The following is a 14,090-nucleotide window of genomic DNA, read 5'->3' on the forward strand; positions in this document are numbered from 1 at the left end:
AAGTCCTCAAGTCCTGACAGAGCGCCTAGCTCACTGCACCGACCATCTGAATCCGCTTGTCGTCCGGAATCTCGTTGTAGGCCAATACGTGCAGGTTGCGAATGCCGCGCATCATGCGTGCCAGCCACGGACGCAGGTTGGGCGGTACCAGCAAAACGGCCGGGTCCCCGCTGACTTCCTGCTTCTGTGCCTGCTCGTTGAGCGATTCATGCAACCTCTCCACCAGACCGGGTTCCAGCCCCATGCTCGACCCGTCTCGAGTACTCTCATTCAAGATTCGTTCCAACTCTGGCTCCAGGGTCAAAACTGGTAGCTCAGCCCGCGTCCCTGCTACGTTCTGGACAATTGAGCGACCCAGCGAAACACGCACGGCGGCCGACAAAACGTCGGGATCCTGACTCTTGGCGCCGGTCTCCGCCAAGGTTTCGGCAATCCGCCGGATATTCTTCACCGAGATACCCTCTTCCAGCAGATTCTGCAGTACCCGGGCGATCACGCTCATTGGCAGGGTCTTCGGCGTCAGCTCTTCCACCAGTTTCGGTGTGCTCACAGCCAGCCGGTCCAGCAACTGCTGGGTTTCTTCGTGGCCGAGCAATTCATGGGCATGGTTCTGCAACAGCTGGCTCAGGTGTGTCGCCACAACCGTGGCCGCATCGACCACCGTGTAGCCGAGCATCTGGGCTTCTTCGCGCTGCCCGGCATCGATCCAGTAGGCCTCAAGATCGAAAGCCGGATCGCGTGTCGCGATACCGTTCACCTTGCCGAACACCTGCCCCGGGTTAATCGCGAGGTCCCGGTCGATATGGATTTCTGCCTCGCCGATCGGCACACCCATCAGAGAGATGCGGTAAAAGCTTGGGCCGAGATCGAGGTTGTCGCGGATATGCACAGGCGGAATCAGGAAACCGAGGTCTTCAGTCAGTTTCTTGCGCACGCCTTTGATCCGGCTCACCAGTGCGCCGTCCCGTGCCCGGTCCACCAGCGGAATAAGGCGATAACCGACGTCGAGTCCAACCATGTCCACCGATGACACGTCCTGCCAGCTCAGATCCGGCAACGCAGCCGGGCTCGCGCCCTGCTCCGTCGGCAGTGCCTGCGGTGCCGCCGCCTGCTGGCGTTGCTTCGCCATGCGCCAGGCACCCCAGCCACAGGCCGCTGCCAATGACAGAAACGCGAAGTTCGGCATGCCGGGAATCAGCCCCAGCACTGTCAAAACGGTCGCCGTCACAATCAGGGTGCGATGGTCTGCAAACAACTGCGAGAACATCTGGCTGCCCATGTCCTGCGACTTGGACATACGGGTAACGATAATGGCCACCGCGGTCGAGAGCAGCAGTGAGGGAATCTGTGCAACCAGTCCGTCACCGATCGTTAACAATGTGTAGTTGTGCATGGCCGCACTCAGCGACAGATCATGCTGGGCGGTACCAATAATGAGACCGCCAATAATGTTGATGAACAGTATGAGAATTCCGGCCACGGCGTCGCCGCGAACGAATTTGCTGGCACCGTCCATGGAACCGTAGAAATCCGCTTCTTCACCGATTTCCTGGCGCCGCAGGCGCGCCGCGTCCTGATCAATGACACCCGCGTTCAGGTCGGCGTCAATCGCCATCTGCTTGCCGGGCATGGCATCAAGGGTGAAGCGTGCGGTGACTTCCGACACCCGGCCAGCACCTTTCGTAACCACGACGAAATTGATAATCACCAGGATGCCGAAGATCACCAGACCCACGGCATAGTTGCCGCCGACGACAAACTCACCGAACGCCTCGATCACCTTGCCGGCCGCACCGGTACCGGTATGCCCGTCCAGCAAAACGACCCGTGTCGATGCCACGTTCAATACCAGGCGCAACAAGGTGACTACCAGCAGAATGGTCGGGAAGACACCGAAATCCAGCGGTCGGCCAACGTAGATGGCAGTCAGGAGGATGGCAACTGCCAGCGCAATGTTAAAGGTGAACAGGATGTCGAGCGCCATTGGCGGCAGCGGAATCATGACCATCGCCAACATCGTCAGCAGCATGAGCGGCACACCCAATCCGCGAACAATATCGCTTGCCAGACCCTTCGAATTTGCCATGCTGTTATTCCGTCAAAAAAGTAAAGTTAAAACTGACTTTCGTCGACCACAGGATCGGGTCGCTCGGGCCACTTGTGCGCCGGCAATGCCGCGTCGCGAATTTGGAAAATGTAGGCCAGCACCTGAGCCACCGCGCTGTACAACGCACCGGGAATCTCCTGCCCCAGTTTGGTACTGCGGTAGAGCGAGCGTGCCAGCGGTGGTGCCGAGAACAACGGCACCCGACTCTCGGTCGCGATTTCGCGTATCCGGGCCGCAATGAGATCCTTACCTTTGGCCACGACCCGTGGCGCGCCGCTGCCGTCCGGATCGTATTTGAGTGCAACCGCGAAATGCGTCGGGTTGGTTATCACTACGTCGGCCGTTGGCACGTCCTGCATCATGCGCCGCTGTGCGGCTTGCTGCTGCATCTGACGTATCCGGCCTTTTACTTCCGGCCGGCCTTCGGTTTCCTTGAATTCGTCGCGAATTTCAGTACGGGTCATCTTCAGTTTCTTCTGATAACTCCATAACTGAAACGGCACATCTGCCATTGCGATTACGATCAGGCCGCAACTGATAACCAGTAGCGACACACCGCAAAGCTGCAATGCCGCCAGCACCGCCTCTTTGACCGGCTGCCGGCCAAGCATCAGCAGTTCGTCAACCGACCACCACAACCAGAGCACGGCGATCAAACCAACGATGAAAAACTTGGCCATCGATTTCACCAGCTCGTTCAAGCTGTTCGCGCTGAAAATGCGTTTGAAACCCTTGATCGGGTCCATGCGACTGCCTTTGAAGGCCGCCGCTTTCATGCTGAACGACCAGCCACCGATCAGCGTTGCGCTAGCAAATACTGCAACGATTAAGACGAGGGCAAGCGGCGCCAGACCCAGCATTGCTTCAACTGCCGCTTCGCCAAAAGCCCGTGGCAGGTAACTGGTATCGAACATTGCGGCACGCTCTATAGTGAACGAGCGCTCGAAACCACCCACAATCGACGAGCCCAGGGGAGCCGCAAGGAACAACAAGGCAGACGCGCCGGCCAACATGACGCCGGTCATCGTCAGCTCGCGTGAACGGGGAACGTCACCTTTCTTGCGCGCGTCTTCACGGCGCTTGGGTGTCGCTTGTTCAGTACGATCCTGTTGTTGCTCGTCAGCCATTTACTCGTTCTCTTTAGCGACTGTTAAGCAGCGCGGGTAGCATTTCCAGAGCGTCGGCTGTCGCACGCGACACGTTCTCCGTCAGGCTGCCCATGCTTAGAAAAATGACCACGAAGCCCAATAACATCGCAACCGGAAAGCCGACCGCGAACAGGTTCAAAGTCGGCGCGGCCCGGCTCATCACGCCGAATGACAGGTTCACCACAAGCAGCGCGGTAATCGCTGGCAGCGCAATCTTCAGCGCGACCACGAATACCTGACCCGACCAGCTCAGCAGAAACGAAACGGCCCCGCGCGTCAGGCCAGCTCCGGCAATCGGCAAGATCCGGAAGCTGTCGGCGATCAGTTGGATGAGTGCCAGATGCCCGTCGAGGGACAGAAAAATCAGCATCCCAAGCATCAGGAAAAACTGCCCCAGCACCGGAATGTTGACGCCCCGCTGTCGATCCAGAAATACCGCAAAGCCCAGACCCATGCTCATCGCGACGACCTGACCGCCCAGCGCAATGGCATCGAATATCAGTTGCACCGCGAATCCCATCGCTATGCCGATCGCCAGCTCCTGAAGAACGATAATGACCCCGGCGAAACTCAGAAAATCGATTGCGATCACTGGCTGCAAGACCGGTGCGATGACCAGCGTCAGCGCCAGCGCGATCATCAGCCGTACCCGTGCCGGCACAAAACTGCCACCAATCACAGGCATGACCATAACGAATGCCGCCACCCGGACGAACGGCCAAAGATACAGGGCGATCGACTCGAACAGCGGACCGATGGTCAGGTTCAAATTCACTTTTGCGTCTCTTGTTCATGGCAACCTCGCGGCATCATCTGGCCTACGAAATAAGTGATGGTATTTGCGCCATCAGTTGTTGTGTGTAATTCACAATCACACCGAGCATCCACGGCCCGGCAATAATCAGTGCGGCGACGATGACCAACAGCTTCGGTATGAAGCTCATCGTCATCTCGTTAATCTGGGTGGCCGCCTGAAACATGCCGACGAGCAAACCGACGGCCAGTGCTGACAGCAACAGCGGTGCGGCTATCAGCATCGTTACCCACAGAGCTTCCTGGCCTATCGTCGTGACGGTTTCCGGTGTCATTGCAAAGGCCTCAGGTATAGAAACTGGAAGCGAGGGTACCGAGCACCAATGCCCAGCCATCGACCAGTACGAACAGCATGATCTTGAACGGCAGTGAGATAAGCATGGGCGACAACATCATCATGCCCATGGACATCAGCACGCTGGACACGACCAGATCGATAACCAGAAACGGGATAAAAATAAGGAAGCCAATCTGGAAAGCCGTTTTCAATTCACTGACCATGAAACCGGAAACCACAATCGACAGCGGTATGTCTTCTACCGTCGTAATGTCGGTACGCTGACCAATGTTGGCGAACAGCTCCAGGTCGCTTTCGCGGGTCTGATCGAGCATGAATTCCCTGAGCGGTGCGACCGCGCGCGTGAACGCAACCTCGGTTGAGATTTCGTCGCTCATGTAGGGCTTGACCGCATCGGCGTAAACGCTGTCGATAACCGGCGTCATGATGAAGAACGTCAGGAACAGGGCGATGCCGAGCAATACCTGATTCGGCGGTGTTTGTGCCGTACCGAGGGCCTGCCGGAGGATCGACAGCACAATGATGATGCGTACAAAGGCGGTGGTGGACAGTATGGCCGCTGGCAGCAAAGTCAGCAGGGTCATCAAGACCAGAATTTGCAGACTCAGCGAAAAAGACTCGCCGGTCGGCCCGGTTACGGTGACGGGTTCAACTTGCGCATACGTCAGAACCGGCAACAGCAGCAGCGCCAATGCGAACACCATGCGGCTCATTTCTGTTGTCCTTTGACGGCAGCTCGCAAGCGCTCTGCGAAACCGTTAACCGGCGTTTCGGTTATGGCTATCGGCTCGTCGAACACATGCAGGGTTTGCACCTGACTGCTGGTCATGCCCACCAGCAACTGCTTGTCGGCCACCTGCAGTAACAACACGCGTTCCCGCGTACCCAGTGGCTGACTGGCAACAATACGGATCAGGTCGCTGCTGGCGCCGCGCATTTTCTGGGTACGCGAATACAACCAGCCTGTGACCAGAATCGCCGCAATGACCAGGATCAGGCCGGTGCCCATGTTCAGCACATCTCCCACGCCAACCGGAGCTGCTCGCGGGACAGTAGCAGCAAATACAGGCGCAACCGGGAGAACGGAGCACACCGCGATCAGTGCGGTGTTATGAACTACGCGAATCATTGCGTTAATCGTCCCGATCTCAGTTAATGGTTTTGATGCGTTCGGCCGGACTGACAACGTCGGTCAGACGCACACCAAATTTGTCATCGACGACGACGATCTCGCCGTGCGCGATCAAAGTGCCGTTGACCAGTACGTCCATCGCCTGACTGGCATCGCGGTCCAGTGCAATGACCGAGCCTTCAACCAACTTGACCAGTTCGCGAATCGGCACTTCTGTAGAGCCCACTCGTAACGTCACGTTGACCGGCACATCAAGAACCAGGTCCAGATTGACATCCGCACCGCTATTGGCGGCTTTGCCGGCACCCAGTTCATCGGGCGCGAACTGCTCGCCGCTCGTCTCTTGCTGTTGTTCACTCATCTCAATCGTTCCTCAAGGTATTCAGTTGCTGTTCTGTGACTCGAGCCACAAGACCGCCTCAACGGCATTGCGTCCGGCTTGCACACCAAAGCGTCCTTCGATCAATGGCACGCCATGTGCCAGTACTGTGGCTACGCGCGGCGTATCGATACCGATAACGTCACCGGGTGCCAGGTTCACCAGTTCGCCCAGAGTCATACGCGCATGACCGACGTTGGAGCTGAGATCAACGACGACGTCGACCATTCGGCGACGCAGGACTTTTTCCCAGCGCTGGTCTTCCGCGTGATCGCGATCCCGGCGTTTGCCCTCAAGGGCCGGACGCAGTGACGCGACGGTGTTGGCAGGCCACACCACGCTGAACGAAGCGCGTTGTTCGTTGCTCTCGCCCAACGCGACTTCAAATTCGCTGGCAATAACCGTCTCGGCAGCACCGATGGACTCAACGACCTCAAGACCGATACGTGTTTCAGCACGTTCCATCTTCAGATCCCGTAGCGGCAGCCAGACATCGTGCAAAGCAGAGAGGATTTCACGAACCAGCAATTGCAGAATGCTGAGCGCGCCTGCCGAATGGGCCGTGTCAGTACTGGCCACCGATTCAGGGCTGTTGCCGCCAAAAAAGGCTTCAACCAGCGGACTGACGAGTTCAGAGTCGAAAATGATCAACGCTTCACCGGGCAACGGGGCGGCCGTGAAACCGACCACCACACAGCGTGCCGGCCAGAGTTCGCTGTAGTCCGCGAATATCTGCTGGTGTATTGCACGGGCGGAAATATCAACCTCAACTTGCAACAACGCCGCGGTGCTTTCCGCGAGCCGCGTGGCGAACTGCTCGTTCATGCTTTCGAGGCGGGGAAAACTGTTGCTGACGATGCGAGCGCGCGGACCTATAACAAACGGCTTGACGGTCTTGTATTGCGGCCCGTCCGCCGACTGGACTTCAACGGCACCGGAAGAAACGCCATCAAGCAGCGCATTCTTCTCGTCATCCGACAGAACCTGTTCAGTCATGATGGACTCCGGCTACTGGATGATCAGGCTGGTGAAATACAGGGCTTCGACGTTCGGCTTGCCGATACGCGAAGTCAGTACGTCCTGAATTTCCTTCAGGCCGTCCGCCAGCATTTGTTCCTTGCCGGCGCGGGTTGTGATGTGTTCGTAGGACACACCGCCGTACAGCAGGATCAGGTTGTTGCGAATCAGCGGGGTGTGGTCTTTAACCGCATCGATCACGTCCTGATCGCGGGTCATGACCTCCATCTCGATCTGCATGAAATGCTGATCGCCAACGGCGTCACGAAAGTTGACCACCATGGCGGGATGCAAGCCGGTATACAGCTCAGGAGCACCGTCTTTCACCGGCTTCTCCTCGATTTCCGCGACTTCCTCGGTCGTCGCGGCGTCGTCAGCCGGTGCCAACATATTCTGCACGACAGGGCCAGCGAACAGGCCCACGGCGAGCAACGCCACGGCGCCACCGCCTATCATGAGTTTTTTTACCAGTCCGCCGCCTGCGGCGGGCGCTTCAGCCTCTGGAAGGTCATCAGCGGTCGGTGTATCTGTCTCTGCCATCTCAAGCTCCAGTAGTTCTTCACGAACACTGATGCAAGGCTTATGCCAGATCCGATACGATCTATTTTTATTATATTTTTCAAGCTATTACAGTACCGCTGTAACAGGCTTGTGGCGGCATTACGTCGGAATTTTGGCGTATCGGCGGTTCCACACGACGCCCGTCCAGACCGCCGTCAGAATTCCGACGCGTTCAGACGAAGGTATCTACCAGGTTATTGCTGACTCTCACGGTGGGCATTACCAGCCCGTCGTCGTCATCGGCATCAGCGAGCAACTGATCGTGACTGCCCAGACGATCGTCGCCATGACCGGAGCCATCCTGCTCATGCCGGACCCCATCTCCGTTCACATCAGCGTTGCTCAGGTTGAGGCCCTCACCGCTGAACAGCTCGCGCAAACGCGGCAGGGCCTGTTCGATGGCTTCCCGGGTAACCGCATGTTGTGCCGTGAATGTCACCTGGGCCTGGTTTTCTTCCATTGTTATTTTGATTCGGATCGGGCCGAGTTCTGCAGGGTTCAGCCGTATTTCGGCGCTATCGAGCTTCTGCCCGGCCATCCAGGTCACCCGTTCGCCCAGCGCATCGCCCCAGCGTGCATCCGTGACTGGCAGATTAATGGCCGCAGCCGCGACCGGCACCGCCGGTGCCGGGCTGCCCGGACCGGTGACCGGTGCGGCCATGGCCTGAATTCGTGGCAGCGCTTCGTGCGATTCAAGCCGGATGTCCTTGCCACCGGACAACAGCTCCGCAAACTCCTTGCCTGTAACCGCCGCGATATCGGCAGTCGCGGCTGCTGTCATTGCCGGCTGCAGCGAATCACGCAGCAGCGCCGAAGGCTCGGCAGCGGCGGGAGGCGCAGCAGCCAGTAACGGCTGTGCCTCATTGCTGCGACCGTTAACCACGGCAGTGCCCGTTGCGCTCATCGTCAGACCGGGAAAGGCGGAATACGCCCGTCCGTTACTGGCTGAGCGGGTCTCCGCCGTGCCATCACCTTTAGTGTCAGCAAGGCCCAGTCCGCGAGCGGCAACCGGTGCTGTCAGCGCTGGTGCGGGGTTAACTTCTGTTGCTTCCGCGATGACTTCTGCCGCCGGGTTCAACGGCGGCAACATGAGCTGCAATGCAGCCAGTTCGGCATCCATTGCCGTTTCGGCGGACTGTTCGACTCCGACCGGATCGGTCGTTACCGGTGCTTCCACACTCGTTTCGATCTGCGGCAAGCCGCCTTGCAACAGGTCATCTGGAGCCTCTGGCAACGCTTGCACAGCGCTCACAACAGCGTCGCTGTTGCTACCTTCGCTGCTCGCCGCCGGCAATTCGCTGGTACTGTCAGCTCCCCAAAGCGGCAACTCTTTGCCGCCTGCCGGAAGCAACTCGCCGCTCGTTGTTGTGCCCGTCCCTTTCGGCGGCACCGCGGCAGTCAGCATCTCGGCAAACCCGCGGGTGGGCAATGCGGCGGCGTCCTTGCTCTGCAAGCCTTGCTTTGTCGAGGTGCCGGTGAATGGCAGTCGAGGATCTGATTGAGTTAATTCGGGTAACGGCAGCATGCAAAGTCCTTATTGCTAAGCGCGGGCGACGAGCCCAACGGCTTCCTTACTGTATGGGGAGCAAGTTCCATGCCAGTCATCGTGACGTTCGGGAAAAAAGGTGGGCACGCGTGGGCAGGTCGTCCTGAGCCTTCTGGTCCTGCCGCTCACCTTCGCGTACGGCATCGCTTCGGTAGCGATCCACGACCCGCTGCAGGGATTCCATTTTCTGGCGTTTCAGCATCCAGCGTTTGCGGTGCGCATCCCGGTTTTGTTTGCTGTTCAGCACCAGCTCCTGTTGTGCGCGAACGGCTTCGTCAAGCCGTTGCAAAAAATTTTGGTAATCAGCCCATTGCACACTGCTGATCGTGCCCTGCCCGCCATTGGGTCTGCGATTGGCGTACTCGCGGCGATAGTCCTGCAGTTCGCGCAACCGTTGCTCGTTGTCACTAAGAAGGCGCTGTGCCTCGCCCATGGCCCGGCAAAAGGTGCGTTCTTCGTTCTCGGCGATATGCTGAACACGTTGAATGCGGTCGGCCTTTTCTTTCATGTCACGCTGCCTCGCCCTGCTTGTTCAATGCCGGTGCCAACAACTTGCGCAGCTGCATCAGGCTGTCAGCAAAGCTCACTGCCCCTTTGTGCTCCTGGCGCAAGAAGTCCAGCATCGCCGGCCATAACGCGACAGCCTCATCAACCCGGGGGTCGGAGCCGCGCTGGTAGGCACCGACCGCGATCAGGTCTTTGTGTTCCTGATAAGTCGCGTAGATCTGCCTGAAGCGGCTAATCAGCGCCTGCTGCTCGCCGCCGGTAATGTTGGACAACGCGCGGCTGACCGAGGCCTCGACGTCCACGGCCGGATACAGCCCCGCTTCCGCCAGTTTTCTGGAGAGGACGATATGCCCGTCAAGGATGGCCCGCGATGCGTCCACAATCGGGTCGTTCTGATCATCACCTTCGGCCAATACGGTATAGATGGCGGTGATAGATCCGCCCCCGTCTGCACCGTTGCCGGCACGTTCGACCAGCTGCGGCAACTTGGCAAATACCGAGGGTGGGTAACCTTTCGTCGCGGGCGGTTCACCGATTGCCAGCGCGATTTCACGCTGCGCCTGGGCGAAGCGCGTTAAGGAATCCATAAGCAGCAGTACGTTTTTGCCCTGGTCGCGAAAGTGTTCGGCGATAGCCGCCGACAACCAGGCGCCGTGCATACGCATTAACGGCGTATCGTCTGCGGGCGTCGCAACCACCACGGCTTTGTGCATCGTTTCGCTGCCGAGTGTCAGGTCGATGAACTCTTTCACCTCTCGGCCACGTTCACCGATCAGACCCACCACCACCACGTCGGCGTTGGTATTGCGCGTCATCATGCTGAGCAACATGCTCTTGCCGACGCCCGAACCGGCAAACAGGCCCATTCGCTGGCCTCGCCCGATCGTCAACAGCGAATTGATAGAGCGCACGCCAACGTCCAGTGGTTCACGAATTGGCTGACGCGCCAGGGGATTAATCGGCTTTCCTACCAGCGGCACACTGTGTCTGCGCTCGATCGGTTTGCCGCCGTCAAGCGGACGACCACGTCCGTCCAGAACCCGGCCCAGCAAATCGTCGCCGACAGTGACTTCGGGCACGCCGGGAATCGGCACCACCCGCGCGTTTGGAACAATGCCGCGCATCTCACCCTGCGGCATAAGGAACAAGCGGTCTCCAGAGAAGCCCACCACTTCAGTTTCCACACGGCGGCCGTCTTCGACGACCACGTCGCAGCGACCACCTACAGCGGCAAAACACCCTTCCGCTTCCATCGCCATGCCCACTGTGCGCCGCAATCGTCCTTCGACCACCAGCTTCGGCGCTTCTTTTTTGGCCCGCTCGACATAGCGCGCCAAGCCGCGCGCACGCTGTTCACTGCGGTCGGGCGACGGAATGGCCGGCGCGGTCATGAGTGTCGCTCATTGCCCGCAATGGACGCGATTAATGCGTTCAGCCGGGTTTCATTCTGCGCATCGACCTGCGAAGCCTCGGTGCTTACCTGGCAACCGCCACGTGCAATCAGGGGGTCTTCAACAATCGTCCATGCTCGTTCGTTGTCGCCACTGGATAACGATTCGCGCACGAGAATGGCATCGTCAGGGTGCAGATGTACTTTGATATCGCGACAGGCTACGGGCAACAAACGAATCGCTTCCCGAACAACCCCAATGACGTGGCTCGGATCGCTCTTCAGCTCGCGCCGAAACAACTGCCGGACTGCACTCATGGCCAGCTCCATCAGTTGTTGCTCGACCACCTCATCGAGTTCGTCCAGAGGTCGGGCTTGTGCATTCAACAATGCATCAAGGCGTACGACCCGCTCCGCCACTTCCTTCTCACCTGCTTTAAGGCCTTCGGCAAAGCCTTCCTTGAACGCTTCTTCGTGCGCCTGTTCCTGCAGTTCCTGCAATCGACTGGCTGTCGGATAACCCTGCCCCGATGAGCCATCAATCGCCGGGACCTGCCAGCGTTCTGCAGCGGGTGAATCAGACATACTCTTCACCACCCTGGCCGAGATCGAGGTCGCCAGCGTCTGCCATGCGACGTGCAATATCCAGAATCTCTTTCTGAGCGACTTCCACTTCGCTCAGCTTGATCGGTCCGCGTGCTTCCATGTCTTCGGACAACAACGCTGCGGCACGCTTCGACATGTTGCGCAGTATTTTGTCGCGTATCGCCGGGTCGCAGCCTTTCAGCGCCACAACCAGCAGATCGTTCGACACTTCGCGCAACAACGACTGAATGCCGCGGTCATCAACATTCAGCAACGTGTCGAACACGAACATCATTTCCTGAATACGGTTGGACAGATCTTCGTTGCGTTCCTTGATCTTCTCCAGGATCTCTTCGCCCTTGGCGGAGCCCAGTGAATTAATAATGTTGGCAGCCACTTTGTCACCGCCAACTTTCTCGCTGCCGGATGACTTCTTGTTGGTAGACTTGTTGGCAATCAGATTTTCGATTTCTGCGAGTGCACTTTGCTGCACATCACTCAGGCGCGCGATGCGAATCAGCACTTCCGTACGTAGCTCTTCCGGCAGCAGGCCGATGACCTCCGCAGCCTGCTCACTGTCCAGGTAGGCAATGATGATCGCAACGATCTGCGGGTGTTCTCCATCGACAATTTCTGCCACATCCTTGGAGCTCATCCACTTTAGTTCATCAAGTCCGCGCGCATCCTGGCCGATCATTATGCGGTCAATGAAGGCGTTGGCTTTGCCTGCACCGAACGCGCCGGTCAGCACTTTGCGAACGTAATCCTCGGTCCCAACGCCGAATGCAGTCTGTTCTTCAACTTCGGTGATGAAGCGATCCAGCACCACATTTGCCTGGTCTCGTGAAATATTCGTCAGGGACGCCATCGCGGTACCGATGCTTTGCACTTCACGCGGGCCCATGTACTTGAGCACTTCCGCTGCGTCGGCTTCGCCGAGCGTCATCAACAACAGAGCAGCGCGTTCCGTGCCTTTCAGTTCCTGCACATCACTCATCGGTACTTACCCACTTTCTGACTACTTGTGCGACACGCGCCGGGTCTGCACCCGTTATGTTGCGGGCCGCTGAAATTTTGTCGTCAAAACTGGGCGCCGGCAGACTGCCTACCGTGCTGCCCGCGGGCATCAGTTCTGCACCGACGCCGCCGGCATAAGCCGCGCCACCGCCGTTTCCGCCGGCCAGCAATTTGCCCAGCAACGGCCGAACCAGACCGAAGCCCAGAGCCAGAACCAGCAGTGCGCCGAGGACCTGTTTCAAGGTGCCCTGCATGGCCGGGTTCTCCCAGAACGGCGGCTCTTCAATTTCGTCGAGCGCGGGTGCACTGCGGAACGCGGCATTGACAACAACCACTGTATCGCCGCGCGCTTCATCGAAGCCCACGGCTTCTTTAACCAGGGTCGTGAATCGCTCGATGTCTTCCGGAGTGAACGCTTGCGGTTCTCCTCCTTCTTCGAGCGGGCTGTCGTCGACCAGTACCGCGACAGACAGTCGTTGTATTGTGCCGCTTTGGGGCCGCACATGACTGATCGTTCGGTCCACTTCGAAATTGCGGGTACTGCTGCGCGACGAATTCGTTGCGTCTTGCGTTTGAACCGCACTCGTTTCAGGTGTGTCGGCCGCCGTTTCCGGAGGCTGGTTACTCAGAGCGCCCGGAATTCCTTCCGCCGCGCTGCCGCCGCCACTCCGACGTTCTTCGCTAACCTGCTCACTGCGCAACGCTGTACTGGCCGGGTCGTATGTTTCGCGGGTTTCTTCCGTGACCGTGAAATCGAGACTCGCCACGACCTGTGCACGTATGCGCCCGGGGCCAACGAGCGGTGTCAACAAATCCTGAATCCGCCGTGTGTAAATATCCTCAAGGCGTTGTGCGTGTTTGAACTGGTTAACGGCTTGTGCGTCTCCCCATTGATCGCCAGCCGAACTCAACATGCGACCGTACTGATCGATCAGCGTCACGTTCTTGGCGGTCAGGTTTGGAACACTGGATGCCACCAGGTTCACGATTGCTGACGCCTGATCTGCTTCAAGTGCGCCACCAGCGCCGAGCTGCAGCAGCACCGAAGCGCTGGCACTCTTCTGGTCACGCAGGAATGCCGTTTGTTTTGGCAAGGCGAGATGTACGCGCGCTTCGCGTACTGCGCCAAGGCTGGTGATTGTGCGTGCCAGCTCCGCTTCGAGGGCGTGCTGGTAACGGGCGTTCTCCATGAACTGGCTAACACCGAAACTCGACTGATCCTGGAGCAGGTTCATGCCGCCGCCACTGCTTTGTGCGAGCCCCTGACCGGCCACCTGCATTCTGGCATCGTGCAGATTTGCATCCGGCACCATGATGCTGCCGTTCTCGCTCATCTTGTAGTCGATCTCGGCGCCTTGCAGAACCTCGATAACCTGCGCGGCTTCTGTCGCGTCAAGATTGCCGTAGAGCTGCGAGTAGCTCGGTGTTTGCGACCACAGAAAAATCGCGAACCCCGCCGCTACGGCCGCAGCCACGCCCACGAGCAGCATGACCTGGCGCACCGCCGGAATCTGTATGACGCCACCGAGATTAATCTGGCTCACCGGCATTCCCGATGACTGAACTATTGCTGAATTTTCCATGTGCTTC

At 58.5% G+C, this 14,090-nt stretch carries 15 protein-coding genes; all 15 read right to left on the bottom strand.

Annotated elements, in window-relative coordinates:
• Positions 1 to 25: 25 nt before the first annotated feature.
• The 15 genes from flhA to fliF all read right to left on the bottom strand — a co-directional run bounded on the left by flhA (position 26) and on the right by fliF (position 14,083).
• Complete coding sequence (gene flhA, locus AC0L8N_RS01770; RefSeq protein ID WP_473665857.1) at positions 26 to 2,086, bottom strand: flagellar biosynthesis protein FlhA; 2,061 nt, start codon at positions 2,084 to 2,086, stop codon at positions 26 to 28.
• A 26-nt stretch (positions 2,087 to 2,112) separates the two neighbouring features.
• On the bottom strand, positions 2,113 to 3,234 hold the full coding sequence (gene flhB, locus AC0L8N_RS01775; protein ID WP_473665858.1) for a flagellar biosynthesis protein FlhB: 1,122 nt from the start codon (positions 3,232 to 3,234) through the stop codon (positions 2,113 to 2,115).
• Between the two features lie 13 nt (positions 3,235 to 3,247).
• Positions 3,248 to 4,030 (bottom strand): flagellar biosynthetic protein FliR, encoded by a 783-nt coding sequence (fliR, locus tag AC0L8N_RS01780; protein WP_473665859.1) that lies wholly within the window; start codon positions 4,028 to 4,030, stop codon positions 3,248 to 3,250.
• A gap of 43 nt (positions 4,031 to 4,073) precedes the next feature.
• Positions 4,074 to 4,343, bottom strand: coding sequence for a flagellar biosynthesis protein FliQ (gene fliQ, locus AC0L8N_RS01785; protein ID WP_068614906.1), 270 nt, complete (start codon positions 4,341 to 4,343; stop codon positions 4,074 to 4,076).
• Positions 4,344 to 4,353: 10 nt separating this feature from the next.
• Positions 4,354 to 5,079, bottom strand: coding sequence for a flagellar type III secretion system pore protein FliP (gene fliP / locus AC0L8N_RS01790; protein WP_473665860.1), 726 nt, complete (start codon positions 5,077 to 5,079; stop codon positions 4,354 to 4,356).
• On the bottom strand, positions 5,076 to 5,495 hold the full coding sequence (fliO, locus tag AC0L8N_RS01795; protein WP_473665861.1) for a flagellar biosynthetic protein FliO: 420 nt from the start codon (positions 5,493 to 5,495) through the stop codon (positions 5,076 to 5,078). Before fliO ends, fliP begins: the two co-directional genes overlap by 4 nt.
• A gap of 19 nt (positions 5,496 to 5,514) precedes the next feature.
• A complete protein-coding gene (gene fliN / locus AC0L8N_RS01800) occupies positions 5,515 to 5,859 on the bottom strand; it encodes a flagellar motor switch protein FliN (protein ID WP_473665862.1) in 345 nt (114 codons plus the stop codon).
• A 21-nt stretch (positions 5,860 to 5,880) separates the two neighbouring features.
• Positions 5,881 to 6,873: a flagellar motor switch protein FliM gene (locus tag AC0L8N_RS01805; RefSeq protein ID WP_473665863.1), complete on the bottom strand. Its 993-nt coding sequence runs from the start codon at positions 6,871 to 6,873 to the stop codon at positions 5,881 to 5,883.
• 12 nt (positions 6,874 to 6,885) lie between these two features.
• Positions 6,886 to 7,434 carry a flagellar basal body-associated FliL family protein gene (locus tag AC0L8N_RS01810; protein WP_473665864.1) on the bottom strand — a complete coding sequence of 183 codons (549 nt, stop codon included), beginning with the start codon at positions 7,432 to 7,434 and terminating at the stop codon, positions 6,886 to 6,888.
• A gap of 193 nt (positions 7,435 to 7,627) precedes the next feature.
• Positions 7,628 to 8,980 (bottom strand): flagellar hook-length control protein FliK, encoded by a 1,353-nt coding sequence (locus tag AC0L8N_RS01815; protein ID WP_473665865.1) that lies wholly within the window; start codon positions 8,978 to 8,980, stop codon positions 7,628 to 7,630.
• Positions 8,981 to 9,056: 76 nt separating this feature from the next.
• The gene (gene fliJ, locus AC0L8N_RS01820) at positions 9,057 to 9,509 is read right to left on the bottom strand and encodes a flagellar export protein FliJ (protein WP_473665866.1); all 453 of its coding nucleotides are present in this window, start codon (positions 9,507 to 9,509) and stop codon (positions 9,057 to 9,059) included.
• 1 nt (position 9,510) lies between these two features.
• Positions 9,511 to 10,899: a flagellar protein export ATPase FliI gene (fliI, locus tag AC0L8N_RS01825; protein WP_473665867.1), complete on the bottom strand. Its 1,389-nt coding sequence runs from the start codon at positions 10,897 to 10,899 to the stop codon at positions 9,511 to 9,513.
• Positions 10,896 to 11,483: a flagellar assembly protein FliH gene (locus AC0L8N_RS01830; protein WP_473665868.1), complete on the bottom strand. Its 588-nt coding sequence runs from the start codon at positions 11,481 to 11,483 to the stop codon at positions 10,896 to 10,898. Before AC0L8N_RS01830 ends, fliI begins: the two co-directional genes overlap by 4 nt.
• Positions 11,476 to 12,480 (bottom strand): flagellar motor switch protein FliG, encoded by a 1,005-nt coding sequence (gene fliG, locus AC0L8N_RS01835; protein ID WP_473665869.1) that lies wholly within the window; start codon positions 12,478 to 12,480, stop codon positions 11,476 to 11,478. The genes AC0L8N_RS01830 and fliG overlap by 8 nt, the downstream gene beginning before the upstream one ends.
• Complete coding sequence (fliF, locus tag AC0L8N_RS01840; RefSeq protein WP_473665870.1) at positions 12,473 to 14,083, bottom strand: flagellar basal-body MS-ring/collar protein FliF; 1,611 nt, start codon at positions 14,081 to 14,083, stop codon at positions 12,473 to 12,475. The genes fliG and fliF overlap by 8 nt, the downstream gene beginning before the upstream one ends.
• Positions 14,084 to 14,090 lie beyond the last annotated feature (7 nt).

The sequence above is a fragment of the Woeseia sp. D3-10 genome, from assembly GCF_055809415.1.

Bases quoted from the DNA above. Each gene is read 5' to 3' on its own strand.
- AC0L8N_RS01830 (WP_473665868.1), bottom strand. From the start codon at position 11,483: ATGTCTGATTCACCCGCTGCAGAACGCTGGCAGGTCCCGGCGATTGAT.
- fliQ (WP_068614906.1), bottom strand. From the start codon at position 4,343: ATGACACCGGAAACCGTCACGACGATAGGCCAGGAAGCTCTGTGGGTA.
- flhB (WP_473665858.1), bottom strand. From the start codon at position 3,234: ATGGCTGACGAGCAACAACAGGATCGTACTGAACAAGCGACACCCAAG.
- fliO (WP_473665861.1), bottom strand. From the start codon at position 5,495: ATGATTCGCGTAGTTCATAACACCGCACTGATCGCGGTGTGCTCCGTT.
- flhA (WP_473665857.1), bottom strand. From the start codon at position 2,086: ATGGCAAATTCGAAGGGTCTGGCAAGCGATATTGTTCGCGGATTGGGT.
- AC0L8N_RS01810 (WP_473665864.1), bottom strand. From the start codon at position 7,434: ATGGCAGAGACAGATACACCGACCGCTGATGACCTTCCAGAGGCTGAA.
- fliP (WP_473665860.1), bottom strand. From the start codon at position 5,079: ATGAGCCGCATGGTGTTCGCATTGGCGCTGCTGCTGTTGCCGGTTCTG.
- AC0L8N_RS01805 (WP_473665863.1), bottom strand. From the start codon at position 6,873: ATGACTGAACAGGTTCTGTCGGATGACGAGAAGAATGCGCTGCTTGAT.
- fliN (WP_473665862.1), bottom strand. From the start codon at position 5,859: ATGAGTGAACAACAGCAAGAGACGAGCGGCGAGCAGTTCGCGCCCGAT.
- fliJ (WP_473665866.1), bottom strand. From the start codon at position 9,509: ATGAAAGAAAAGGCCGACCGCATTCAACGTGTTCAGCATATCGCCGAG.
- fliF (WP_473665870.1), bottom strand. From the start codon at position 14,083: ATGGAAAATTCAGCAATAGTTCAGTCATCGGGAATGCCGGTGAGCCAG.
- fliI (WP_473665867.1), bottom strand. From the start codon at position 10,899: ATGACCGCGCCGGCCATTCCGTCGCCCGACCGCAGTGAACAGCGTGCG.
- fliG (WP_473665869.1), bottom strand. From the start codon at position 12,480: ATGAGTGATGTGCAGGAACTGAAAGGCACGGAACGCGCTGCTCTGTTG.
- AC0L8N_RS01815 (WP_473665865.1), bottom strand. From the start codon at position 8,980: ATGCTGCCGTTACCCGAATTAACTCAATCAGATCCTCGACTGCCATTC.